Genomic DNA, 22,805 nt, shown 5'->3' with positions numbered 1-22,805 from the left:
TCCGTCGGATCAGGGCTTTTCGCCTGCGTTTTCTTGCATGCGGTTTTCTATCGATACCCGACTTGAACAGACCGTCGCGGCATCCGGTCCTTCCGGACAGTGATGCCCGCCCGGCCCCGGGCGCCTTAACGGCGGCGGGGAGGCCTCGGTCCGCTGGATGTGCGGTTCTCGATATGACGGAAGATGATTCTTCCCTTGCTCAAGTCGTAAGGCGACAATTCAAGCGTCACTTTGTCGCCCGCCAGGATCTTGATGAAATTCTTCTTCATGCGTCCCGCGCTATAGGCGATCAGGGAATGTCCATTTTCCAGATCAACACGGAACCGCGAGTCAGGCAACACTTCAGTTACCTGGCCCTGCATTTCGATCAACTCTTCCTTCGCCATTCAGTCTCCGAAACAGGTGAGCCTGGTGCAGGCCGGCAAACCGTTGCACGCAACTCGTTAAAGGGTATTTCCCAGGTGAGAACTTCTTCGCGCCGGTTGCGCAAGAAGTTGCCGGTATTCCTCGTACAGGCGAAGCCAGACGGCTTCGTCGCCTTTCAGGCAATGTCATATCCTCGGCTGCGTGATCAAAAGAGCATCGGCTCCGGAAGCACGCCAAACAAGAAGAAATAGAAACGAGGGATCAGACAGGACTTGCCAGGGAGGCAAGACAGGTGAGAGGCCAGACTTTTACGTCACTTGGTGAGGAGTTGCGCCACTATACACATGATCGGCCTTTTCTTCCAGCTTTATTTTGGCGCGGCAGGCTGCGGCCGGATAGGTGCCGGGCCGCGCTAGCCGTCGTTCCCGTGGAGAAAAGGCCGGCAGGATGATTGCTTGCCCCAAGCGGCAAGCACAGATGAAAAAGGGCCCCGCAGGGCCCCTTGCCGAGCGTCGGGTCAGCCGTTGTTGCTGCCCTTGCCGCCGTGGCTGTGCTGGCCGCCCTTACGGCCGGCTTCGCGCGCTTCCTCCGAAGTGAATTCGTGCGCGGTTCCCTTTTCGTGGGAAGCCTTGCCGCCTTGGCTGGCGATCTCGCGCTGCTTGTCTTCATCCATCGAAGCGAAACCGCGGTTGCTGGTAGAGCCTTGCTGGTTTTGCTGATTTGCCATGGTGTTTCTCCTTTCGTTGGCGTTGATCGGAAATATCGCAGGGCATGCGTTACGGCGCGCATCTCCGCCCCACGCCTGTCATCTTAGGGAGGCCCGCACGGCTCCGATATCGGAGGATGGCTTGAGGCGACGCCCGAAGCGGCTGTCAGTCATGCCAGCGGCGATGAAGATGAGCTCGTTGCCGCCGCCGGCTGCCGGCATCGGGGCATCAGTCCATCAGTCCATCAGTCGCGCGCCTTTGCTGGGCCGGCCAGCGGCAAGCGCCAGAGCGTGTAGCGTTCTTCCCCCGGCTTGACTGCGCCGGCGAAGTGCCGGTTCAGGTTGCTGGCGGTAAAGATCAGGTCGCCATTGTTCGCCATGGTCGGCGTATCCGGCCAGTACACCCGTTCATCGCTGGCGAGCAGCCGCATGGTGCGGCGCTTGGGATCGTAGGCCGCGATGCCGTTGTGGGTGACATCGGTGATGTACAGCATGCCGTTGCGATCGGTGGCGATGCCGTCGGTGTTGCCGCCTACTTCGCCCAGTTCCCGTACTGCCGCCGCCACCTCGGCTTGGCTGGCGTTGCGTTGGCGCAGGACAGCGGTAGAGATGGCGTATGCCTTGGTTCCTGTGGTCACCGTCCAGTACAGCGTGCCCGCATCGGGGGACAGCGCGATGCCGTTGATGCCCAGGAGCAGCGGCTTGCCGGGCCAGACTTCTTCCCCATGCGACATCACGCGGGCGCCCGGTTCCACGGCAAGGGCGGGGTGCCGGTCGAGCAGGCGGCGCGTGGCGGAAGACGCGTAATCCACCACGATGATGCCGACCTGGTTGGCCGGCGCGCTGCGCAGGCCGCTGTCCGAGATATAGGTGATCTTGCGCCGTTCGTCGACGACGATGTCGTTGAGGAAGCTGCCCTTGCGGTCGGCGACGGCATCCAGCCCGATGCGCTTGAGCAGCTTGCCGCTCGAGAGCTGGTACACCATCAGTTTCTGCGCGCCGTGCGGGGCTTCGCTCTGGCCGGCGACGAAGCCCTGGTCGAGCGCCCACAGCCAGCCGTTGCGGCGATCGATATAAAAGCCCAGCACATTGCGCAGATGCTGCTCGGGCGAGGCGTCGACGGCATTGCCGGCCTCCGATGGGAAGGCCGTGAGCCGGGCCGGGCCGCCATCGGCGGCGGTATCCAGGATGCTCAGCGTCGCCGGCGCGCCGGGCGAGATCAGGCGCGGCGTGCTGACGAAGGCGCGGTTGCGGGCATCGAAGTGGATGCCGGCGATCGGCGCGTTGGCCGAGTCGGCATAGGGCTGCACGCTGCCGTCGGCGGCCGGCTTGTGCCAGGTGACGCCGGTGTAGCTGCGCCATGGTTCGAGCGGCGCGGAAGGCTGGGCCGTGGCCGGGCCGGCCATCAATGCGGTTGCCAGAAAAGGCGCCAGAGCGGGGATGAGGTAACGGTGCATGACGACTCCTCGGGTCAGGCGGCCTGGCGCATCTGCAGCAGGTCGAATTCGCCGATCAGATGGCCGGCGCTATCGCGGAACGCCTGCATGTATGGGCTTTGCATGTGCTGCTGCCAAAGCGCGGGAGATTCCCATTGCTCGACGAAGGCCACGCGGCCGCTGCCGTCTTCCGACAGGTTCAGCTCGTAGCGGATGCATCCGGGCGCTTTCCTGGTTTCCTAGACCAGTCGGGTTTGCGCAGCGAGCAGTTCGGCTTGCGCGCCGGGGCGTGCGCGCACCAGCGCGATGATGACGAGGGGAGCATTCATGCGAATCCTTTATCGTTGGTTCGGGAAATGGGCGGCAGGGCGCCGCTTTCAGTGTCTTCAGTGCCTTTAGTCCCGCTAGCCGCGCCATGGCTCGCGGCGGCTGGCGGGACGATGGGGCGCATTATGGCCTTGGGCGATCAGATTGATAATTGCACCCAATGGAATATCATCTGTGAATTGGATTCTCAAATAAGGTGGCGTACATGGATGCCCGCAACAGCGAGATGGCGGTGTTTGTGAAGGTGGCGGATATGGCGAGCTTCAGTGCGGCCGCCCGGGCCCTGAAGTTGACGCCGTCGGCGGTGGGCAAGCTGGTGACCAGGATGGAGGAGCGGCTGGGCGTGCTGCTATTCCAGCGATCGACCCGGCACATGGCGCTCACGCCGGAAGGCAAGCTGTTTTATGAAAGCTGCGTGTGCATCCTCGACGACATCGAACGCGCCGAATCCGACATCACCCAGAAGAGCGTGGCTGCGCATGGGCATCTGCGGATAAGCGTGACCTTGCCTTTCGGGACGCACCAGGTGCTGCCGCTCATCCCCGAATTCCATGAGCGCTATCCCGGGATCATCCTCGACATCTCGCTCACGGATGCCCTGGTCGACCTGCAGAAAGACCAGGCCGACATCGCCATCCGCATGGGCCCGCTGGCCGACGCCAGCATCCATGCGCGCAAGCTGGGCCAATCGCGCCGGGCGGTGGTGGCATCGCCGGCTTATCTGAAACGCTTCGGCATTCCGCAAACGCCCGACGACCTTGTCGGGCACAAATGCTTCAACTTCAATTTCCGGCGCGCGATGGATGAGTGGCCGTTCAAGGTCGGCCGGAGCACGGTGCGGCTGCCGGTCACCGGCGGCATGCTGACCAACAACGGCGAGACCATGCGCGAGCTGACCCTGGCCGGACTGGGGATCGGCCGCCTGGGCATGTTCCACGTCGGGCCGGACATCCAGGCCGGCCGGCTGGTCGAGATCCTGAAGGAATACAACCCCGGCGATATCGAGGATATCCACGCCATCTACAACAGCCAGCGTTACATGCCCGCGCGGGTGCGGTTGTTCATCGATTTCCTGATCGAGAAACTGGCTGACCGGTTGCGGGCGGATGCCTTTGACCGCGTCGCGGCCGGCCGGACCCGACGGCCCGGTTGAGGGAAAAGGAAGGAAACGGAAGCGGCCGGCCCGGCATCAGGCGGCGTGACGACTCTTCGGAGCGGCGCTTTGCTTCATCACATCGACAAGCCATAGACCTTGGCTGAGGTTTCTCCCCAAAGCGCGTCCTGCTCGGTTGCCGATAAGCGCGTGCTGGCCCATTCCCGGGTGACCGACACCACCCTGGAATAGGACGCGGCGAGCAGGCAAACCGGCCAGTCGGAACCGAACATCAGCCGCTGCGGCCCGAACAGTTCCAGTGCGGTATTGAGGCACAGCAGGATATGGTCGAAGTCGCGCAGGCACAATCCGCGCATCCAGTCGGCTTCGGTGAGCAGGCCGGACAGCTTGCAGGCGACGTGCGGCATGGCGGCCAGTTCCCGCGCCTGCTCGCGCCAGCGTTCGAAGGCCCCTTTGTTCTTGCGGAATTCCTTGAGCGCCGGTTTTCCCAGATGGTTGAGCACCAGCCAGTGCTTGTCATGGCGGGCGCAGAAGGCCCGGATGGATGACAGCTGGCTTTCATGCACCAGCACGTCGTAGACATAGTTGCGCTCTTGCAGCCAGCGGATTCCCTCGTTGAACTGCGGTTGCGCCAGGAATGCCGGCGGATCGCTCTCGTCCTGGATCTGGTGGCGAAATCCCAGCAGCTTGTCGCGGCCCCATTGCCCGACATGTTCGGCCAGTTCGGGCGAGGAAATATCTTCCCAGCCGATGACGCCCGCGATGCGGCGATCCTGCCGCGCCAGTCCCAGCAGGAATGCAGTTTCATCGCGACCGGGGCGCGCCTGCACCGTGATCGATGCATGCAGCCCGTGCGCTTCAAGCAGCGGCTGGAACTGGTACGGCAACCGATCCTGCGCCAGCAGATCCATCTCGGCGCCGATCCACGGATAGTCCTCCGAGCGATAGTGCCAGAAATGCTGGTGCGCATCGATCCGTAGCGGCTTTTTGGGGTTCATGGGGCGGGTTGCGCGCGATGGCTGGTGGGAAAACCGGGCTCGGAGATCGTCATTGGGATATCCGCCTCAGGCGCCGAGCCAGCCGGCATCGACGTAGTAGTTGCGCCCGCTGCACATGGCCGCGCTGTCGGAGGCCAGGAACAGCGCCATCGCCGCCACGTCGTGCGGCTCGATGCGCTTGGGCAGGCATTGCGAGGACAGGATGTTGGCTTCCTCCTCCGGGTTGTGCCACAGGCGTGTCTGGCGCGGCGTGCGGACTGCGCCGGGCAGGATGCAGTTGACGCGGATGTTGTGCGGGCCAAGGTCGCGCGCCAGTCCGTGGGTGAGGCCTTCGATGGCGGCCTTGGCGGTCATGTAGAGCGTCAGGTTGGGCAGGCCCAGGTGCCACGAAATGGAACCGAAGTTGATGATCGCCCCGCGCCCTTGTTCGCGCATGCCGGGCGCGACCGCTTGCGCGCAGAAGAACTGGTGGCGCAGGTTGACCGCCATGCGCTCGTCCCAATAGGCGGGGCTGACATCGTCCAGCGCATGGCGGTCGTCGTTGGCGGCGTTGTTGACCAGGATATCCACCGCGCCGACGGTTTCCCCGATGCGCGCAAAGGTGGCCGCCAGCGCGTCCAGATCGCCCAGGTTGCAGTGCAGGAAGGTGGGCGGGAAGGCCGCATCTTTCAGCGCCGCTTCCAGCGCGCGGGATTCCTGGTCGGCAATGTCGAGGAAGAAAACGTTCGCGCCCTGTTCGACGAAGGCGGTGACCAGCGCGGCGCCGATGCCGGTGCCGCCGCCGGTGATGACCACGCGCTTGCCGGCCAGGCTGGGATAAATGGCGTGCTCCATGGCGCCGGCGGAGGTCGATGCGGGTTGGGTTGATGCGGTCATGCTGAGGGACTCCGGAAATAGAGTGAAATACCGGCCGGGCCAAGCCCGGCGAAAAATGGATAACAAGATGAATATCGGATACTCAGCGTCCCGAACGGGTACTGACGTCGACCCAGACGGCCAGCACCAGGATGCTGCCCTTGACGATCATCTGCCAGTAGGTGCCGACATCGAGCATCGACATGCCGTTGTCCAGGCTGGCCATCACCAGCGCGCCGATCAGCGCGCCGTAGATGGTGCCCGAGCCGCCGCGCATGGAGGTGCCGCCGATGAAGCAGGCCGCGATCGCATCGAGCTCGCCCATGTTGCCGGCCGAGGGCGAACCGGCGGCCAGGCGCGCGGTGTTGACCAGGCCGGCCAGCGCGCACATCACGCCCATGATGCCGAACACCCAGAGCTTGACCGCCTGCACGTTCACGCCGGACAGGCGCGTGGCTTCCATGTTGCTGCCCACCGAATAGATGCGGCGGCCGAATACGGTTTGCGTGGTGATGTAGCTGAACAGGCCCAGCAGCGCCAGCAGCATCAGCACCGGCACCGGGATGCCGTCATAGCTGTTGAGCGTGCGCACGAAGGCCAGCAGTACGGCGCCGATGAGCAGCACCTTCACCGCATCGCGCCACAAGGCCGGCACCGGCAGCGCGTGGCGCGCGCGGTTGGCGCGCTGGCGCCAGGTCAGCCCCAGCGTCAGGGCGAACAGGATCAGCATCAGCGCAATCCCCAGTTGCGGCGGCAGGTAGCCTTGCCCCAGGTACACCAGGTGGTCCGACACCGGCGCGATGGTCAGGCCGCCGGTCACACCCAGCAGCACGCCGCGAAAGGCCAGCATGCCGCCCAAGCCGACGATGAACGAGGGAATCCGCTTGTAGGCGGTCAGGTAACCGCTGAACAGCCCGAACGCCAGGCCCAGCGCCAGCACCAGCGGCAGGCTGAGCGCCAGCGGCAGGTGGTAGGTCACATCCAGGATGGCGGCCACGCCGCCGAGCAGGCCGAGCAGCGAGCCGACCGACAAATCGATCTCGCCGGCAATGATGACCAGCACCATGCCGCATGCCAGGATGCCGGTGACCGCCATCTGGCGCAGCAGGTTGGACAGGTTGCGGGGCGTGACGAAACCGCCCTCGGTCTGCCAGCTGAAGAAAGCCCAGATGATGGCGATGGCGATGAGCAGTGCGATGATCTTGTAGCGGCCGAAAATCTGCTTGATGTTCGTTGTTCTCATACTCAATTCCAGGTTGTTTTATTTATGCGGCAGCGCTGTGCGTTGCCTGGTGTTGCGCCGATTGGTTGATGGCGGCCGCCAGCACCGTCTCCTGCGTCAGGTTTTCATTGACGAAGTCGCCGCGCAGCTTGCCTTCGCCGATGACCAGCACGCGGTCGGACACGCCCAGCACTTCGGCCAGTTCGGACGACACCATGATGATGGCCACCCCTTGTTTGGCCAGCGCCGCGATGAGCCGGTAGATTTCCGCCTTGGCGCCGACATCGACGCCGCGCGTAGGCTCATCGAGGATGAGCACCTTGGGTTGCGCCAGCAGCATTTTCGCCAGCACGGCTTTTTGCTGGTTGCCGCCCGACAGGCCGGTGATCGGCAGGAAGGGGCTGGACGTCTTGAGCTGCATGCGTACGATTTCGTCCTGGATGGTCTTCAGTTCGGAACCGGCGTCGATGCGGGTGCGGTGCGAAAACCGGTCCAGCACCGTCAGCGTGATGTTCTGGCCGACCCCGAGATCGGGCACGATGCCGTGCTGCTTGCGGTCTTCCGGCACCATGCACAGGCCGAGGCGGATCGACTTGAGCGGCGTGCTGGTATCGACCTGCACGCCGTCCATGAAGACCTTGCCCTCGTGGCGGCCGGGATAAGCGCCGAACAGGGCCGACACCAATTCGGTGCGGCCGGCGCCGACCAGCCCGGCAATGCCGACGATCTCGCCGCGGCGCACCGCCAGAGACACGTCGTCGACACGCTTGCGCCTGGGGTTGTCGACATCGAAGCAGGTGACGTTGCGGGCCTCGAACACCACTTCGCCGATCTCATGGTCGCGGGTCGGATACATCGCCGTGATTTCGCGCCCGACCATCTGCGTGATGATCTGGTTCACATCCAGCGACTGCATCGGGGTGGTGGCGATGTGCTTTCCGTCGCGGATCACCGAGATGGTGTCGCAGACTTCGGCTACCTCGTCGAGCTTGTGCGAGATGTATACGCAGGCCACGCCTTTGGCCTTGAGATCCCTGATGATCTTGAGCAGGACCGCGATTTCCGACGAGGTCAGCGACGACGAGGGCTCGTCCAGGATCAGCAGGCGCGCCTTCTTGTTGAGCGCCTTGGCGATTTCCACCAGTTGCTGGTGGCCGCCGCCGTACTGCATCACCGGCAAGGCCACGTTGATGTCGGGCATGTTCAGCTCGCGCATCAGTTCTTCGGCGCGGCGATACATGGCCGGATAATTCATGCGGCCGCCGGGCAGGGTGATCTCGTGGCCCATGAAAATGTTTTCGGCCACCGACAGTTCCGGCACCAGCATCAGTTCCTGGTGGATGATGACGATGCCGGCCGCTTCGGTGTCGCGCACCGACTGGGCCGCGAGCGGCTTGCCATCCCACCGGATCTCGCCTTCCCAGGTGCCGTGCGGATAGACGCCGGACAGGATCTTCATCAAGGTGGATTTGCCGGCGCCGTTTTCGCCGCACAGGCCGACGCATTCGCCGGCCTTGATCTTGAGGTCGATGCCATCCAGGGCGCGGACGCCGCCGAACTGCTTGACGATGCCCTTCATTTCTAACAAATACTCAGACATGCCTGCTCTCGTGGGATAAAAACGGCCGGAACTGGCCGGAACGTCATGGCGGTGCCATGGAAGTTCGGGGCGGTAAAGCATGCGATGAGGCCGGCGACGGCCGGGCATCGCACCGGCATCGGCCATGTCCCGTCGCCCATCGCCCATCGCCCATCGCCATCAGGCGCATGGAACCAATAAAAAAATGAAGCGAACGCCGCGATCCGGAGCGGCGCTGTGCCGTTCCGGATCGTCGGGTTTATTTGCCGCCGATTTGCGCTTGCGTGTAGAAGCCGTCATCCACCAGGATGTTGACGTTGGCCTTGGTCAATGGGGTCGGCTTGAGTAGGACGGTGTCGACCTTCTTGAAACCGTTGTCATATTGCGAGTTGTAGGAAGGCTTCTCGTTGCGCGCCAGTTGCACCGACAGGTTGGCCGCTTCGGAGGCGATCAGCTTGAGCGGCTTGTACACCGTCATGGTCTGGGTGCCGGCGACGACGCGCTTGACCGCGGCCAGGTCGGCATCCTGGCCGGAAACCGGCACCTTGCCGGCCAGCTTTTGCGCCGCCAGCGCCTGGATGGCGCCGCCGGCGGTGCCGTCGTTGGACGCGACGATGGCATCGATCTTGTTGTTATTGGCGGTCAGCGCGTTTTCGACGATGGACAAGGCCTCGGTCGGGTTCCAGTCCTTCACCCACTGCTGGCCGACAATCTTGATGTCGCCCTTGTCGATGTATGGCTTGAGCACCTTCATCTGGCCTTCGCGCAGCATCTTGGCGTTGTTGTCGGTGGGCGAGCCGCCCAGCAGGTAGAAGTTGCCCTTGGGCTGGGCCTTGACCACGCCTTCGGCCTGCATTTCACCGACTTTTTCGTTGTCGAAGGAAATATAGGCATCGACATCGGCATTCAGGATCAGGCGGTCGTACGACAGGACCTTGATGCCGGCCTTCTTGGCTTCCTTGATGGTGTTGGTCAGCACGGTCGCGTTGAACGGCACGATGACGATGACATCGACGCCGCGCGAAATCAGGTTCTCGATCTGGGAGATCTGGCGCGCTTCGCTGGCGTCCGCCGACTGGACAAAGACTTTCGCGCCCAGTTTTTCCGCGGCCGCGGTAAAGAAATCGCGGTCGCGCGCCCAGCGTTCGACGCGCAGGTCGTCGATGGAAAAGCCGATCTTGGGGTTTTTGGCATCCGCCATGGCGCTGGTGCTGACCAGCGAGATGGTCGTTATCGCCATCAAGGCCAATACACTTTTTTTCAGAATTGCGTTCATTGCCTGATCTCCAATGTCATTATGATTTTTAAAGGGGCATCTTTAGGGGCATGGCTAGTGCCAGTCCCATGTGCAAGCTGGCGACCGGCCCCTTGTCATGAGGTCGATCCGCTTGCCGTTACCGTGTTGCCGGTTTGCCGCCTCGCTCCGTAAATTCACGGAGGAGAAGTCTCTTGCTATGCATCAAGGCCTTTTGAATAATTGCTATCGGTTTTGATGTGAGGCCGATACTAGCAACCGCCGATTCATGTCTACAATTACGAAATTCACCAACCGGGATAGCGATTCTTTCTGTTGCGGTTGCACAAAGCGGTGGTCCGACCAATGGGCCGCTACAATCCCTCTGCTGTAAGAAAAATGTCAGCCAGCAGAGCTGGGAGCGAAAAGACCGCGCGCACCGATGGCCGGAGACAGCGCTGGGAGGCCGGCGCCAAGAGGAGAGTGCAGAGTGGCAAGAGTGCCAACAGTGCATCGTATTGCATTGCTGTTCAATGCGAACAAGATATTCGACCGCGAGATCATTGCCGGCATCGGCGAATACCTCAGCAGTACGCGCGCCTCATGGGACCTGTACCTGGAGGAGGATTTCCGTACCCGCCTGCAAGGCATCGAGCGCTGGCAAGGGCACGGCATCATCGCCGAATACGACGACCCCGCCACCGCCGAGGCCTTGTCGCGGGTGCGCCTGCCGGTGGTCGCCATCGGCGGCTCGTATGCCGATGAGAGCTTCTATCCGGAAGGCCGGCCCTATGTCGCCACCGACAACTTCAAGCTGGTCAAGCTGGCCTACGACCACCTGATCGAGGCCGGCCTGCAGAACTTCGCCTTCTTCAGTCTGCCCGCGGCCGGCGGCAATCGCTGGGCGCAGGAGCGCGAGCGGATTTTCGACTCGCTCACGCAGCGCGACGGCATCCAGGGCTACATCTATCGCGGCGTCGGCACCAGCGCGCAGTCCTGGGACAGCGCCGTGGAGCAACTGATCGCCTGGGTGCGCAGCCTGCCCAAGCCGATCGGCATCATCGCCGTCACCGATGCGCGCGCGCGCCAGCTGTTGCAGGCCTGCCTGTTCGCCGGCATTGCCGTGCCCGAGCAAGTGGCCCTGATCGGCATCGACAACGACCCGCTGGCGCGGGTGCTCACACGCGTGCCGCTCAGTTCCGTGATCCAGGGGACGACCGAGATGGGCCGCACGGCGGCGCACTTGCTGCACCAGATGCTGCACGGCGCCCAGTTCCCTAACACCCGCATCCTGGTGCCGCCGGCCGGCATCAATGTACTGGCATCGAGCCGCCATGAAGTGCGCAATCATCCACACGTGATGCAGGCGCTGCACTTCATCCGCCAATACGCCTGCCAGGGGATCAAGACCGAACAGGTGGCCGATTACGTCGGCATCTCGCGCTCCTCGCTGGAATGGTATTTCCGGCGCGAGCTGGGGCGCAGCGTGCACGATGAAATCCTGCGCTTCAAGCTCGATGCCGCCAAGAGCCTGTTGCAACAGGACGGCAGCAATGCCGCCGACATCGCCGTCACTTGCGGCTTCACGTCGGTGCAATACATGCACGCCGTCTTCAAGCGCGAACTGGGCTGCACGCCCAGGGAATACCAGGAACGCTTGGCCGGCGGCGGCGAGACGCCCAGGCAAGCGCCCCAGCGGTCGGGGAAAAAGCTTTCGGCGGCCGCATCGATACTGGCGCCGCCATCGGACGGCAGCGGCAACTGACAGGCATCAAGGACAAACGGGCGAATGAACATACCGATGGATCCGCAATTCAATCCATTGCCAAATTTTTAGACGATGACGCATTTCACAATTTCCAGCACATCTGCTGAACACGGTATCAACCTGTACACCTTGCGCAATGCCTATGGCATGCGCGTCATCATCAGCGACCGCGGTGCGGCGCTGGTTTCCTGGTGGGCGCCGGACCGTTACGGCCGCGAAGCCGACGTGTTGCTCGGCTACAAGGACGTCGACGGCTACATCGCCAATCCGGATTACTTCGGCAGCATCATCGGCCGCTGGGGCAACCGCATCGCCGACGGCCGCTTCACGATGGATGGCGTCGCCTACCAGGTCCACCGCAATAACGGCGACAACCACTTGCATGGCGGCGAGGGCGGGTTCCATCTCATGCCGTGGCAAGTGCAGCCCGATCCGGAAGGCTTGCGGATGACGCTGGTATCGCCGCACGGCGCGGCCGGTTTCCCGGGCAATGTCCTGGCCTCGGTGCTGTACCGGCTGGATAACGAGGGCCGGTTGCGCATCGACTACACCGCCACGACCGATGCGCCTACGCCGCTCAACCTGACCTCGCACGGCTACTTCAACCTGAACGGCGGCGCCGACAACATCTGCGACCACATCCTGTCCATCGACGCCGATACCTATCTGCAGGTCGACCGCAAGCTCATCCCTGAACGGGAAGCGGAGGTGGCCGGCAGCGCCTTCGACTTTCGCCAGCCGGCGCCGATCGGCCCCCGCTTGTCATGGCCCGACGAGCAACTGGGGATTGCCGGCGGCTTCGACCATTGCTACTGCCTGCGCCGGGAAGAGCCGGAAGCCGGCGATCCGGGAGGACGCAGCCAGGCATTGCGCGAGGTGGCGACGGTCTACGATCCGGGATCCGGGCGGCAATTGACCGTATCGACGACGGAAATCGGCCTGCAGTTCTACAGCGGCAATTTCCTGGCAAACATCCCGGGGCGGGGCGCGCAGCCCTATGTCCCGCATGACGGCTTTTGCCTGGAGGCGCAGGCTTATCCCAACCAGATCAACGGCCCGCAGCGCGAAGCCGTGATCCTGCGTCCCGGGCAGGTGTACCGCCAAACGACGGTGTATCGCCTGAGCGTGCGGGAATGACTCGCGTTCTGGAGGCTTGCTTTGATGTTAGTGCAGATCACTCGCGCTGGAAGCTGATATCCGCCATTCCTGGAGCATCAACTGGGGAGTTAATGCTTTCGGGCCAGTAAATACTCGGCCAGCGCCTCGAAGGCGGGAATGGTAACCGGGTCATTGGCGGCGTTGCTCGCAACTGGATGTGAGGCATAGCGGACGATCACCATTTCGGCTTTCGGATCGATGTAAATCCGTTGGCCATGAACGCCGCGCGCGCTGTATGCGCCATGCGCATTGTGCGATACCCACCACATGTCGCGGTAACTCCATCCGGGGAGCTGCGCATAACCTGCCTTGGCAAAATCGGCCTTGTCGCCGCCGCGTCGAATGTCGGCCACCGCTGCTTCCGGCAGTATCTGCTGCCCATTGAAGCGGCCGTTATGGCGGAGCATTTCGCCAAAACGCGCGAGATCGCGTAGTCCGGTATTCAGGCCGCCGCCAGCGAAAGGCGTTCCGATGGAGTCGACCGTCATATAGGCATCCTGCTCCGCTCCGATGCGCCTCCAGATCCGTTCGGACAGCAGGTCTGCGACATTCTTCCCGGTCACGCGCGCGATGACCCAACCCAAGACATCGGTATTGACGGTCTTGTAGGAAAATTTTTCCCCGTGGCTTCCTTCGGGCCGAACCGTCTGGAGAAATTCGTAGTAACTGCGAGGCCCGGTGTAGCCGGCTGGCTTGGGCAACGGATTGCCGGCCTGCGCGTGCGCCCACACCTGTGCCTTCGGATCGGCGTAGTCCTCGCTGTATTGGAGGCCGGTGGTCATGTCCAGGATCTGGCGCAGGGTTGCATTGCCGAATGCGGATGCGGCCAGTTCAGGCACGTAGTCGGCCACCCGTTTGCCGGCATCGAGTTTTCCTTCCGCCACCAGGGTTGCCCCTAAGGTGCCGACCAGCGATTTGGTCACGGACATGGCGGCGTGCTGTCCATCTTCGGCAAGCGCGCCAAAATAACGCTCATAGACAATGCGGCCACGGTGCAGGACCACGATCCCGTCGGTGTAGGTGGCGCCTAGCGATTCTTTCCATGTCATCGATGTGGCCGAACCGACTGGCGTAAAGCGCAACCGATCGATGTCCGGGCGTATTGCGCGCGGCAGCATCGTCGGGGCGCCCAGGCCGCGCGAGACATTCACGGTTGGCATCAGTTGCCGGAAGTGCGCCACGCTCCATCGCAATGCAGGAAACCGGAAATAGCTCCCGTCTTCAAAGCGCAGTATCTTTTTATCGGGCGGCGGCGCGCCAACCATCCATTCCAACTGGACGGGGTCGCTGTCTGCGGCATCAGGAAACGTATGAATGGCCGGGGCTTGAGCATGCGCGCTGTGCAGTGAGCATGCCAACGCCAGCGAGATGATCGCGGCGCATCGGGCCTGCGACATAAAACCAAGACAGGTCGCCATTGGGGAATTCCTTTCCTTGAAGGCCGGGTGGCATGATCGCAGCCAATCTTATCCGGATGAACGATAAGGATAAAGGGAATCGGATAAAAACCGTTCAACCGGCCTTTTTATCCCGCAAGTGTCCTATTGCATGTCGCATGTCGATACCGAAGACGTATCCCCGGCAGAGGCGTTGCCGTCATTTTCAGCGGTCCGAAAAATTCAGATCAGGTCACTTCCTCTCGTCAGAAAAGTGTCAACCTAGTTCAGGACGGGACACCTGATGCCGCCCCAACTTTCTCGCCGCGATCTTTACCGCACGCTGACTCCATCCAGGAACAGGTCGGTCAAATGCGCGACACGCGAATTCGTCGTACTACCTTGTTCGATGCTGAGGGAAATCGCGGTCACTATGCAGACGAGATCCTCAACGGAGACGTCCGGGCGAATGGCTCCCGCCTTTTGTGCGCGCTGGAGAAGGCGTCGCACCTCCTCGCCGCTAGCGTGGCAACCCGGCGTGCCGCTATTGAGGACGGTACCCAGCGCCGCAGCCAGCCCCCGATAGTGGGTTGCGTGCGCCACCAGATCCTTGACAAAAGCGCGTACGGAAGCATCCGGATCCAGCTTGTCGTCGCGCCCTCGGCTGGCCTCGGTCAGCGCCATGAGCCGCTCATCGTTCGTCGCTGCAAGCAGCGCCTCTCTTGTGGGAAAGCGGCGATACAGGGTGCCGATCCCGACTTTGGCTCGCTTGGCGATGTCGTCTAGCGAGGCGTCGGCCCCGCGTTCCAGAAACACTTCTTCGGCTGCCGCGAGGATGCGCTCGCGGTTGCGGGCTGCATCGGCCCTTAGCGATGGTTCTTCTGTCAGGGGGAATTTGTGCGCCATATTCAAATATGCTTGCAAAAGTGAATGATATCTCCACATAATAAGTGGAGCAATTCTCCACTTATGAAAGGGGTACATATGACAAAGCGATTCGAAGACAAGGTTGTGGCGGTCACCGGTGGCAGCGAAGGCATCGGGCTGGCCACGGCCAAGCTATTTGCTGCAGAGGGTGCGCGGGTTTATGTGACCGGCCGCAGGCCTGACAAACTTGACCAGGCAGTCCGGGAGATCGGAAATGGCGCCGTCGGCGTATCGGGCGACGCTGCCAATCTGGGCGATCTGGACCGCCTTTACGCTCGCATCCACGACGACCACGGAAGACTCGATGTGCTATTCGCCAACGCCGGGATCGCCTCAACCGAGGCAAAGCCATTGGGCCTGATCGAAGAGGAAGACTTCGATTGGATCTTTAACCTGAATGTGCGCGGATTGCTGTTCACCGTGCAAAAAGCGCTGCCCTTGATGTCGCCAGGAGGTGCAATCGTCCTGAATGGCTCTGTGGCTGGCGTCAAGGGCTTTCCGGGACAGTCGCTTTATAACGCGAGCAAGGCGGCCGTGCGCTCGTTTGCGCGCAGCTGGACTGCAGATCTGAAGGATCGGCGCATCCGAGTGAATGTGGTAGCGCCTGGAGGAACCGAGACCCGCCTGATGCGTGATTACCTTGAGGCGCGTCCTGGGATGGAAGACGCGCTGAAGCAAATGCTACCTTTGGGGCGCCTGGGGGAACCGGATGAGGTTGGGCGTGCCGTGCTGTTCCTGGCATCGGCCGAGAGCAATTACATCGCGGGTATCGAGTTGTTCGTGGATGGCGGCTCTGTCGCAGTCTGAGACACTGCACGGCAAGTATTTCATATCAGCCGTTACTTGGGATGGTTGCTGACCGGGAATGCGCGGCAGTCTGCTTCTGGCCGATGGCCGGCATTCGCGACAATTGCACCCGAATATCGCAAAGGCCACCTTAAGAGGGTGTAATGCCGCTCAGTTAAGGCTAACTCTCGCTCAATCATCAGAACCCGTTCGGGCTGAGTAGGCCCGCCAGGGCCGTATCGAAGCCAGTGTGCCAGCGTTAGCAGTCTTGCCTGCCCTTCGATACGCTGCTGCGCAGCTACTCAGGGCGAACGGAATCTGGACTCCACAAGCAAAAATGCCGTTCAGCGCTTAACTGAGCGGCATTACACCTTAAGAGGTGGTCTTTGCATTGGCAGTCATCTTGTTGCGACCGTATTTTTTTTATTGATCAACGTCACCAACTGGTCTCGCGCTCCGCCGTCGACGAGATCTTGTGGATGGCCAGGTCGGCGCCTTCGAATTCCTGTTCGGGGTCGAGGCGGATGCCGATGGCGGCCTTGAGCAGGCCGTAGACGATCCAGCCGCCGATGACCGCGATGGCAATGCCCAGCATGCTGCCCAGCAGTTGCGACATGAAGGCCACGCCGCCGCGTCCGCCCAGCGCCTGCTGGCCGAAGATGCCGGCGGCCAGTCCGCCCCACAGGCCGCACAGGCCGTGCAGCGGCCATACGCCCAGCACGTCGTCGATCTTCCATTTGTTCTGGGTGCGGGTAAACATCCACACGAAAATGGCGCCGGCGATGCCGCCGGTGGCCAGGGCGCCGATCGGATGCATCAGGTCCGAGCCGGCGCACACGGCGACCAGCCCCGCCAGCGGGCCGTTGTAGGCGAAGCCGGGGTCGTTCTTGCCCATCAGCAGCGCCACCAGGGTGCCGCCGGCCATGGCCATGAGCGAATTCATGGCGACCAGGCCGTTCATCTTGTCCAGCGTCTGCGCGCTCATCACGTTGAAGCCGAACCAGCCCACCGTCAGGATCCAGGCGCCCAGCGCCAGGAACGGGATGTTCGATGGCGGGTGCGCGGCGACCGCGCCTTCCTTGCTGTAGCGTCCGCGCCGCGCGCCCAGCAGCAGCACCGCCGGCAGCGCGATCCAGCCGCCTACGGCATGCACGACGATGGAGCCGGCGAAATCATGGAAGCCGGCGCCGAAGGTCGCGGCCAGCCAGTCTTGCAGGCCCAGGTGCCCGTTCCAGGCGATGCCTTCGAAGAACGGGTAGACCAGCCCGACCAGCACGGCGGTGGCGATCAGTTGCGGATTGAATTTGGAGCGCTCGGCGATGCCGCCCGAGATGATGGCCGGGATGGCGGCGGCGAAGGTCAGCAGGAAGAAGAACTTGACCAGTTCGAAGCCGCTCCGTTGCGCCAGCGTTTCGGCGCCGGCGAAAAAGGAGACGCCATAGGCGACGTAGTAGCCGATGAAGAAGTAGACGATGGTCGAGACCGCGAAGTCGGCCAGGATCTTGACCAGCGCATTGACCTGGTTTTTCTTGCGCACGGTGCCCAGTTCGAGGAAAGCGAAGCCGGCATGCATGGCCAGGATCATGATGGCGCCGAGCAGGATGAACAGCGCGTCTGCGCCGTTTTTGTGATCTTCCACCTGAAAACTCCCAAAGATTGTGCAATAAACGAATTGAAGCCTCGTTTTAAAGCAAATTTCATTCCATTTTGGTGATTTTTCTTTAAGTGGCTGATCTGGAAGGGATTTTTTATTCTGTTTCTTTTGGATGGTTCTCTTTTTGCACGATGTTTGTGCGAAACCGGCCTGCTGGCGATGTGGGGAGCCATGTTTTGGTGCGAATCGGAAAAACAGGGAACCGGGAAAAGAAAAACCATGAAAAATCGGGCATGGCGGCATGGTTTCATCGGACGGTCATACGCGATTGCTAGATTGCAACGCTTCAAGCCACCTGCCACGAGGAGTTGCCATGCCAGACCATCAAGATCCAGCCGACCAGCAACGTCGCCGCTTCCTGCGCGATAGCGCCCGCCTGGGCGCCGGCGCGGTGCTGGGAACCGCCGCCATGCCGGCGCGCGCCCAGGGGCCCGCCATCGTCACCGCCGAGCGCCTGCGTCCGCAGATGCCGGGCGGCGTGATGAGCGGCGACGTCACGCGCGATTCGGCCATCGTCTGGAGCCGTACCGACCGTCCCGCGCGCATGCTGGTGGAGTATTCCGCCAATGCGGATTTCACCGGGGCCACGCGCATCGCCGGTCCGCTGGCGACGGTGCATAACGACTACACCGCGCGCCTGGACTTGCGCGGCCTGCCGGCGGGCCAGCGCCTGCACTACCGTGTACGCTTCCAGGACCTGGCGCATGAATCGGCGCTGAGCGAGCCGGTCACCGGCAGCCTGATGGTGCCGGGCGGCGTGCACGGTGGCCGGGCCGACGACATCACGTTCGCCTTCTCCGGCGACGAGGCCGGGCAGGGCTGGGGCATCAACGAGGCCTGGGGCGGTTACCGCGTGTATGAGAGCATGCGCCGCTTCCGTCCGGATTTCTTCATCCACTCGGGCGACCAGATCTATGCCGACGGCCCGATCCAGGCCGAGGTGAAGCTGGACGACGGCAGCCTGTGGCGCAATGTCGTCACCGAAGCCAAGTCGAAGGTGGCGCAGACGCTGGACGACTACCGCGGCAACTTCGCCTACAACATGCTGGACGCCAGCAAGCGCCGCTTCTGCGCCGAGGTGCCGTTCCTGGTCCAGTGGGACGACCACGAGGTGCGCAACAACTGGTATCCGGGCCAGGTGATGGGCGAGGCGGAGAAGCGTTACAGCGAGCGCAACCTGGATGTGCTGGCGGCGCGGGCGCGCCAGGCGATGTTCGAGCACAATCCGTTCCGCATCGACGCTGCAGATCCCTTCCGCATCTATCGTTCCTTCCATTACGGCCCGCTGCTGGAGGTGTTCATGCTGGATGAACGCAGCTACCGCGGCGTCAATTCGCCCAACCGCCAGAAGGGCGGGCGCGATGCCGATTTCCTCGGGCCGCAGCAGATGCGCTGGATCAAGCAGGCGTTGTTGCGTTCGCGCTCGACCTGGAAGGTGATCGCCAGCGACATGCCGCTTTCCATCGTGGTGCCCGACCTCAATCCCGACGTGCCGCAAGGCACCTATGAAGCCTGGGCCAATGCCGACAACGGCAAGCCTTCCGGGCGCGAGCTGGAGGTGGCCGAGCTGCTGCGCTTCATCAAGCGGCACGACATCAAGAACGTGGTGTGGGTCACCGCGGACGTGCACTACGCGTCGGCCACTTACTATTCGCCGGAGCGCGCGCAGTTCACCGAGTTCAAGCCTTTCTGGGAATTCGTTGGCGGGCCGATCAATGCCGGCACTTTCGGCCCCGGCGAGATCGACCGCACCTTCGGGCCGGATGTGCGCTACGTCAGCATTCCGGCAGACATGAAGCAGAACCGCTCGCCGGCGGAATTGCTGCAGTTCTTCGGCATCGGCAAGATCGATGCGAAGACGAAGGCGATGACGGTGTCGCTGCACAACGCCGACGGCAACGAGCTCTACAAGGTCGAATTGCCGCCGGAGGCCTGATCCGCCGGAGCCCGTCGCGCCGAGGAGTGACGGCGCGCGCTTCAGCCCGGGCCGGCCAGCTTGCGCGAGATGGCGGCGCAGGTTTCCAGCAGGGGTTTGACATAGGCCTGCAGCGGCTCGTCGAGGCGCCGGAACAGCGGGATGCTGATGCTGATGCAGGCCGCCGGCAGCCCGTCCGGGCCCATGATGGCGGCGCCATAGCAGAAGATCTGCGCCTCGTTCTCTTCGCGGTCTTCGGCATAGCCGCGTGCGCGGGTTTCTTCGATCTCGGCGCGCAGGGTAGCGAGGTCGGTGATGGTGTATTCGGTGAAGCGCTGCATGCGGATGCCTTGCATCAGCCGTTCGCGGCGGCCTTCGTCCAGCGCGGCCAGGTAGGACTTGCCGACCGAACTGGAGTAGAGCGTCACGCGGGTGCCGATGCGCGAGGTCATGCGCACCGCCTGCGGGCTTTCCAGTTTCTCGATGTAGACCATGCCGGCGTCGGAGGGCAGCGCCAGGTGCACGGTTTCGCGGGTGGCGTCGCGCAGCGCGCGCAGGTGCTCGATGGCGGTGGCGCGGATGTCGCTGCGGTCCCAGGCGCGGCTGGCCAGGTTGATCAGGCGCGGGCCGACCTCGAACTGCTTGGTGCGCGGATTTTCCAGCACCATGCCTTCGGCCATGAGCGCGCCCAGGATGCGGTAGACGGTCGGGCGCGGATAGCCGGAAAGGGCGGCCAGTTGCGCGATGGTCAATGGCGCATCCTGGTCGGCGATCAGTTGCAGCACGGCCATGAACTTGGAGAAGGCGGCGGTGCCGGCGATCTTGGTCTGGTCTTCCGTGGCTTTATCTTGGGCGGGCATGGACGATGGACGCTGGTTGGTGTGTGGTGGGACGGCGCCAGATTATAGCGAAGCGGTCGAGAACGCATCTCACGCCTATTGATGAAATGAGTTCTAGATAAAAAAGCCCGCGCCGGCATGGAGACGCTGACGCGGGCAAATGGCATGCAATCGAGATGGGTTGGCCGCTCAGGCAACCAGGTAGCCGCCGTCGACCGGCACGATGGTCCCGGTCATGAAAGAGGCGGCCGGCGTGCACAGGAAAGCCACGACATTGCCGATGTCTTGCGGCGTGCCCCAGCGGCCCAGCGGCGTGCGCGCCAGGATCGGGCCGGCGCGCGCCGGGTCGTCCTGCAGCGCTTGCGTCAGGGGCGTGGCGATCCAGCCCGGCGCCACCGCGTTGACGCGGATGCCGTCAGCCGCGTAGGCGATCGCCAGCGACTTGGTCAGTTGCGCCACGCCGCCCTTGCTGGCGCTGTAGCCCGGCACCAGGCCGCCGCCGAAAAAGCTCAGCATGGAAGCGGTGTTGACGATGCAGCCCTGGGACTGCTTGAGCAGTTCGCGCGCGGCGGCGCATACGCGCATGGTGCCGGTGAGGTTGACCGCGATCACCTGTTCGAAGACCTCGGTTTCCAGTTCGGCGCCGCGCTTGATGATGCCGGCGCAATTGACCACGATATCGAGCCGGTCGATCCTGGACAGCGCGCCGCGCACGCTGTCTTCGGAGGCCACGTTCATCTCGATGAGCGACACGCCGCTGTCCTTGAATTCGTCGGTGGCGAACGGCGGCAGGCCGGCGGCGATCACCTGGGCGCCCATCGATGCCAGCTGGCGCGCGATGGCGCCGCCGATGCCTTGGGTGCCGCCGGTGACCAGCGCGGTCTTGCCTTTGAAAAGATCGGCGGAGAAAGTCATGTGGTTTCCTTTGCTGTTTTCTATGGTGCGGGGGACTGGCTGGATGCCGCCGGCGGTATGTGCCGGCGGCATCGGGTCAGGCTCCTGCGTTGCGATGTTGCGGTTGACTCCGTTCGCCCTGCGGGCTACTCAGTCCGAACGGAGTCGGGATGCATAGACGATCAGGCGTGCGCATCAATCGGCTTGTTGACCACGAACATGTAGACCAGTGCGGCGGCAAAGGCCACGGCGGCGCTGATCAGCAGTGCGTTGACGAAGGAGTGGGTCTGGTCCACCACCACGCCGGTGATCACCGGGGCCAGCGAGCCGCCCAGGTAGCCGCCGAAGTTCTGCATGCTGCCCAGCGATGCCACCAGGCGGCGCGGAATCGCTACCGAGACCAGCGCCCATGCGCCGCCCGAGGCCATGTTCACGAATGCCATGGCCAGCGAGATGTAGACGATCGCCATGGTGGTGCTGGGGGTGTAGGCGGCGGGGATGGTGAAGGCGCCCGCGCCGATCAGGCCGGCGCAGATCGGCCACTTGCGGCTGCGGATGGCCGGCATGCCGCGCTTCATCAGGCCGTCGGCTATGTAGCCCGAAGACAGCATGCCCAGCGTGCCGAAGATGTAGGGAATCACCACCACCCAGCCGGTGCGCGCGATCGACAGGTGGCGCTCATGCTCCAGGTAGGCCGGCAGCCAGGTCAGGTACAGCCACACCATGTAGATCACGCCCATGAAGCCGAACAGCATGCCCCAGGTGGTGCGGTACTTGAACAGGCTCTTCCATTCGTTCCAGGTCAGCTTGGCGTTGGCGTTCGGGTCGTTGTCGCTGTCGTCGGCCAGGTACAGCACTTCGGACGGGGCCAGTTCGACTTCGTTGCGGTTGCGGTAGAACAGGTACCAGCCGACCGACACCGCGATGCCCAGCACGCCCATGATGATGAACATCATGCGCCAGCCGAAGGACAGCATCAGCACGGTGAGGATCGGCGGCGCCAGGGCCGGGCCGATGGTCGAGGAGGCGACGAAGATGCCGGTGGGGCCGCCGCGCTCGCGCGTGGCGAACCATTCCGACACCACCTTGGCGCCGGCCGGGAACTGCGGCGCTTCACCCAGGCCCAGGAATACGCGCGCCACCAGGAACTGCTGCAGGTTGGTGACGAAACCGCCGGCCAGCTGCGCCACCGACCAGATGAACATGCCCGCGCCCAGCATCACGCGCGCGCCGAACTTGTCGAGCATGGCGCCGATGGGCAGTTGCGAGAAGGCATAGGCCAGCGAGAAGGCCGACAGCAACAGGCCCATCTGCGAGGCCGACAGGCCCAGCTCCTGGCTCACGGAATGGTTGGCGATGGACAGGGTGCTGCGGTCAAGGTAGTTGACGATCCCGGCCAGCATCAGGAACGTCAGCGCGACGACCTGGATGCGTTTGAGCTTGGGGCTCTTTTGTTTCTGAACTTCCATGAAGTATGTCTCCAAAGTGAATGAGTAAGCCATTTGGTCGCTCCCTGCCAACATCGTCTTTGCGCGATGCTTGATGCGGAAAGCATTGGTTGGTTGGGCGGCACTGTCGTCGCCGGCGTTGTGGATGCCGCCGGCGCGTGTTTGGTCGGCCGTTGCCGGCCGGTCCGGCGCGGGATGCTGCT

Annotated in this window: 19 protein-coding genes and 1 pseudogene; 5 read left to right on the top strand and 15 right to left on the bottom strand. The window is 63.1% G+C overall.

Translation table 11 applies throughout. The annotated features are described in order from the left end of the window. Positions 1-125: 125 nt before the first annotated feature. From infA to FB597_RS20480, 4 genes and pseudogenes are all read right to left on the bottom strand, one after another. The gene (gene infA / locus FB597_RS08900) at positions 126-386 is read right to left on the bottom strand and encodes a translation initiation factor IF-1 (RefSeq protein ID WP_050470224.1); all 261 of its coding nucleotides are present in this window, start codon (positions 384-386) and stop codon (positions 126-128) included. A gap of 497 nt (positions 387-883) precedes the next feature. Then, entirely contained in the window at positions 884-1,093 is a 210-nt protein-coding gene (locus tag FB597_RS08895) for a general stress protein (RefSeq protein ID WP_144769279.1), read from the bottom strand. A gap of 224 nt (positions 1,094-1,317) precedes the next feature. Then, the gene (locus FB597_RS08890; protein ID WP_144769277.1) at positions 1,318-2,529 is read right to left on the bottom strand and encodes an L-dopachrome tautomerase-related protein; all 1,212 of its coding nucleotides are present in this window, start codon (positions 2,527-2,529) and stop codon (positions 1,318-1,320) included. Between the two features lie 14 nt (positions 2,530-2,543). Next, positions 2,544-2,732: pseudogene (locus FB597_RS20480) on the bottom strand (putative quinol monooxygenase); the annotation flags it as partial. 308 nt (positions 2,733-3,040) lie between these two features. Here FB597_RS20480 and FB597_RS08880 point away from each other — a divergent pair. Next, the gene (locus tag FB597_RS08880) at positions 3,041-3,988 is read left to right on the top strand and encodes a LysR family transcriptional regulator (RefSeq protein WP_144769275.1); all 948 of its coding nucleotides are present in this window, start codon (positions 3,041-3,043) and stop codon (positions 3,986-3,988) included. A 77-nt stretch (positions 3,989-4,065) separates the two neighbouring features. On the opposite strand, the gene FB597_RS08875 is transcribed toward FB597_RS08880, so the two are convergent. From FB597_RS08875 to xylF, 5 genes are all read right to left on the bottom strand, one after another. Next, positions 4,066-4,947 (bottom strand): amidohydrolase, encoded by an 882-nt coding sequence (locus tag FB597_RS08875; protein WP_141914487.1) that lies wholly within the window; start codon positions 4,945-4,947, stop codon positions 4,066-4,068. Between the two features lie 66 nt (positions 4,948-5,013). Then, on the bottom strand, positions 5,014-5,823 hold the full coding sequence (locus FB597_RS08870; protein WP_304599189.1) for an SDR family NAD(P)-dependent oxidoreductase: 810 nt from the start codon (positions 5,821-5,823) through the stop codon (positions 5,014-5,016). Between the two features lie 82 nt (positions 5,824-5,905). Next, the gene (locus FB597_RS08865) at positions 5,906-7,045 is read right to left on the bottom strand and encodes a sugar ABC transporter permease (RefSeq protein ID WP_141914486.1); all 1,140 of its coding nucleotides are present in this window, start codon (positions 7,043-7,045) and stop codon (positions 5,906-5,908) included. Positions 7,046-7,067: 22 nt separating this feature from the next. Next, the gene (xylG, locus tag FB597_RS08860) at positions 7,068-8,624 is read right to left on the bottom strand and encodes a D-xylose ABC transporter ATP-binding protein (RefSeq protein ID WP_144769274.1); all 1,557 of its coding nucleotides are present in this window, start codon (positions 8,622-8,624) and stop codon (positions 7,068-7,070) included. A gap of 238 nt (positions 8,625-8,862) precedes the next feature. Further along, positions 8,863-9,843, bottom strand: a complete 981-nt coding sequence (gene xylF, locus FB597_RS08855) for a D-xylose ABC transporter substrate-binding protein (protein ID WP_370454672.1) — start codon at positions 9,841-9,843, stop codon at positions 8,863-8,865. Between the two features lie 436 nt (positions 9,844-10,279). Here xylF and FB597_RS08850 point away from each other — a divergent pair, with 436 nt between their 5' ends. Together FB597_RS08850 and FB597_RS08845 are read left to right on the top strand one after the other, a co-directional pair. Next, positions 10,280-11,602 carry a DNA-binding transcriptional regulator gene (locus FB597_RS08850; RefSeq protein WP_186442758.1) on the top strand — a complete coding sequence of 441 codons (1,323 nt, stop codon included), beginning with the start codon at positions 10,280-10,282 and terminating at the stop codon, positions 11,600-11,602. A gap of 75 nt (positions 11,603-11,677) precedes the next feature. Continuing rightward, on the top strand, positions 11,678-12,742 hold the full coding sequence (locus FB597_RS08845; protein WP_144769268.1) for an aldose epimerase family protein: 1,065 nt from the start codon (positions 11,678-11,680) through the stop codon (positions 12,740-12,742). A gap of 89 nt (positions 12,743-12,831) precedes the next feature. Here FB597_RS08845 and FB597_RS08840 read toward each other — a convergent pair whose 3' ends face one another. Then, entirely contained in the window at positions 12,832-14,028 is a 1,197-nt protein-coding gene (locus FB597_RS08840; RefSeq protein WP_255517136.1) for a serine hydrolase, read from the bottom strand. Positions 14,029-14,472: 444 nt separating this feature from the next. Next, positions 14,473-15,045 carry a TetR/AcrR family transcriptional regulator gene (locus FB597_RS08835; RefSeq protein ID WP_144769266.1) on the bottom strand — a complete coding sequence of 191 codons (573 nt, stop codon included), beginning with the start codon at positions 15,043-15,045 and terminating at the stop codon, positions 14,473-14,475. A 78-nt stretch (positions 15,046-15,123) separates the two neighbouring features. Here FB597_RS08835 and FB597_RS08830 point away from each other — a divergent pair, with 78 nt between their 5' ends. Beyond that, the gene (locus FB597_RS08830) at positions 15,124-15,873 is read left to right on the top strand and encodes an SDR family NAD(P)-dependent oxidoreductase (protein ID WP_144769264.1); all 750 of its coding nucleotides are present in this window, start codon (positions 15,124-15,126) and stop codon (positions 15,871-15,873) included. Between the two features lie 415 nt (positions 15,874-16,288). On the opposite strand, the gene FB597_RS08825 is transcribed toward FB597_RS08830, so the two are convergent. Next, the gene (locus FB597_RS08825; RefSeq protein WP_141914479.1) at positions 16,289-17,491 is read right to left on the bottom strand and encodes an ammonium transporter; all 1,203 of its coding nucleotides are present in this window, start codon (positions 17,489-17,491) and stop codon (positions 16,289-16,291) included. 328 nt (positions 17,492-17,819) lie between these two features. Here FB597_RS08825 and FB597_RS08820 point away from each other — a divergent pair, with 328 nt between their 5' ends. Further along, positions 17,820-19,442 carry an alkaline phosphatase gene (locus FB597_RS08820; RefSeq protein ID WP_144769262.1) on the top strand — a complete coding sequence of 541 codons (1,623 nt, stop codon included), beginning with the start codon at positions 17,820-17,822 and terminating at the stop codon, positions 19,440-19,442. 41 nt (positions 19,443-19,483) lie between these two features. Here FB597_RS08820 and FB597_RS08815 read toward each other — a convergent pair whose 3' ends face one another. The 3 genes from FB597_RS08815 to FB597_RS08805 all read right to left on the bottom strand — a co-directional run bounded on the left by FB597_RS08815 (position 19,484) and on the right by FB597_RS08805 (position 22,623). Then, entirely contained in the window at positions 19,484-20,281 is a 798-nt protein-coding gene (locus FB597_RS08815) for an IclR family transcriptional regulator (protein ID WP_144769260.1), read from the bottom strand. Between the two features lie 168 nt (positions 20,282-20,449). Beyond that, positions 20,450-21,175: an SDR family NAD(P)-dependent oxidoreductase gene (locus FB597_RS08810; protein WP_141914476.1), complete on the bottom strand. Its 726-nt coding sequence runs from the start codon at positions 21,173-21,175 to the stop codon at positions 20,450-20,452. 161 nt (positions 21,176-21,336) lie between these two features. After that, positions 21,337-22,623: an MFS transporter gene (locus FB597_RS08805; RefSeq protein ID WP_141914475.1), complete on the bottom strand. Its 1,287-nt coding sequence runs from the start codon at positions 22,621-22,623 to the stop codon at positions 21,337-21,339. Between the last annotated feature and the right edge of the window lie 182 nt (positions 22,624-22,805).

Source organism: Herbaspirillum sp. SJZ099 (genome assembly GCF_007828355.1).
Lineage (GTDB): Bacteria > Pseudomonadota > Gammaproteobacteria > Burkholderiales > Burkholderiaceae_D > Herbaspirillum.
Note: the sequence above shows the minus strand (reverse complement) of the source record. Positions and strands in the feature narration are given on the sequence as shown.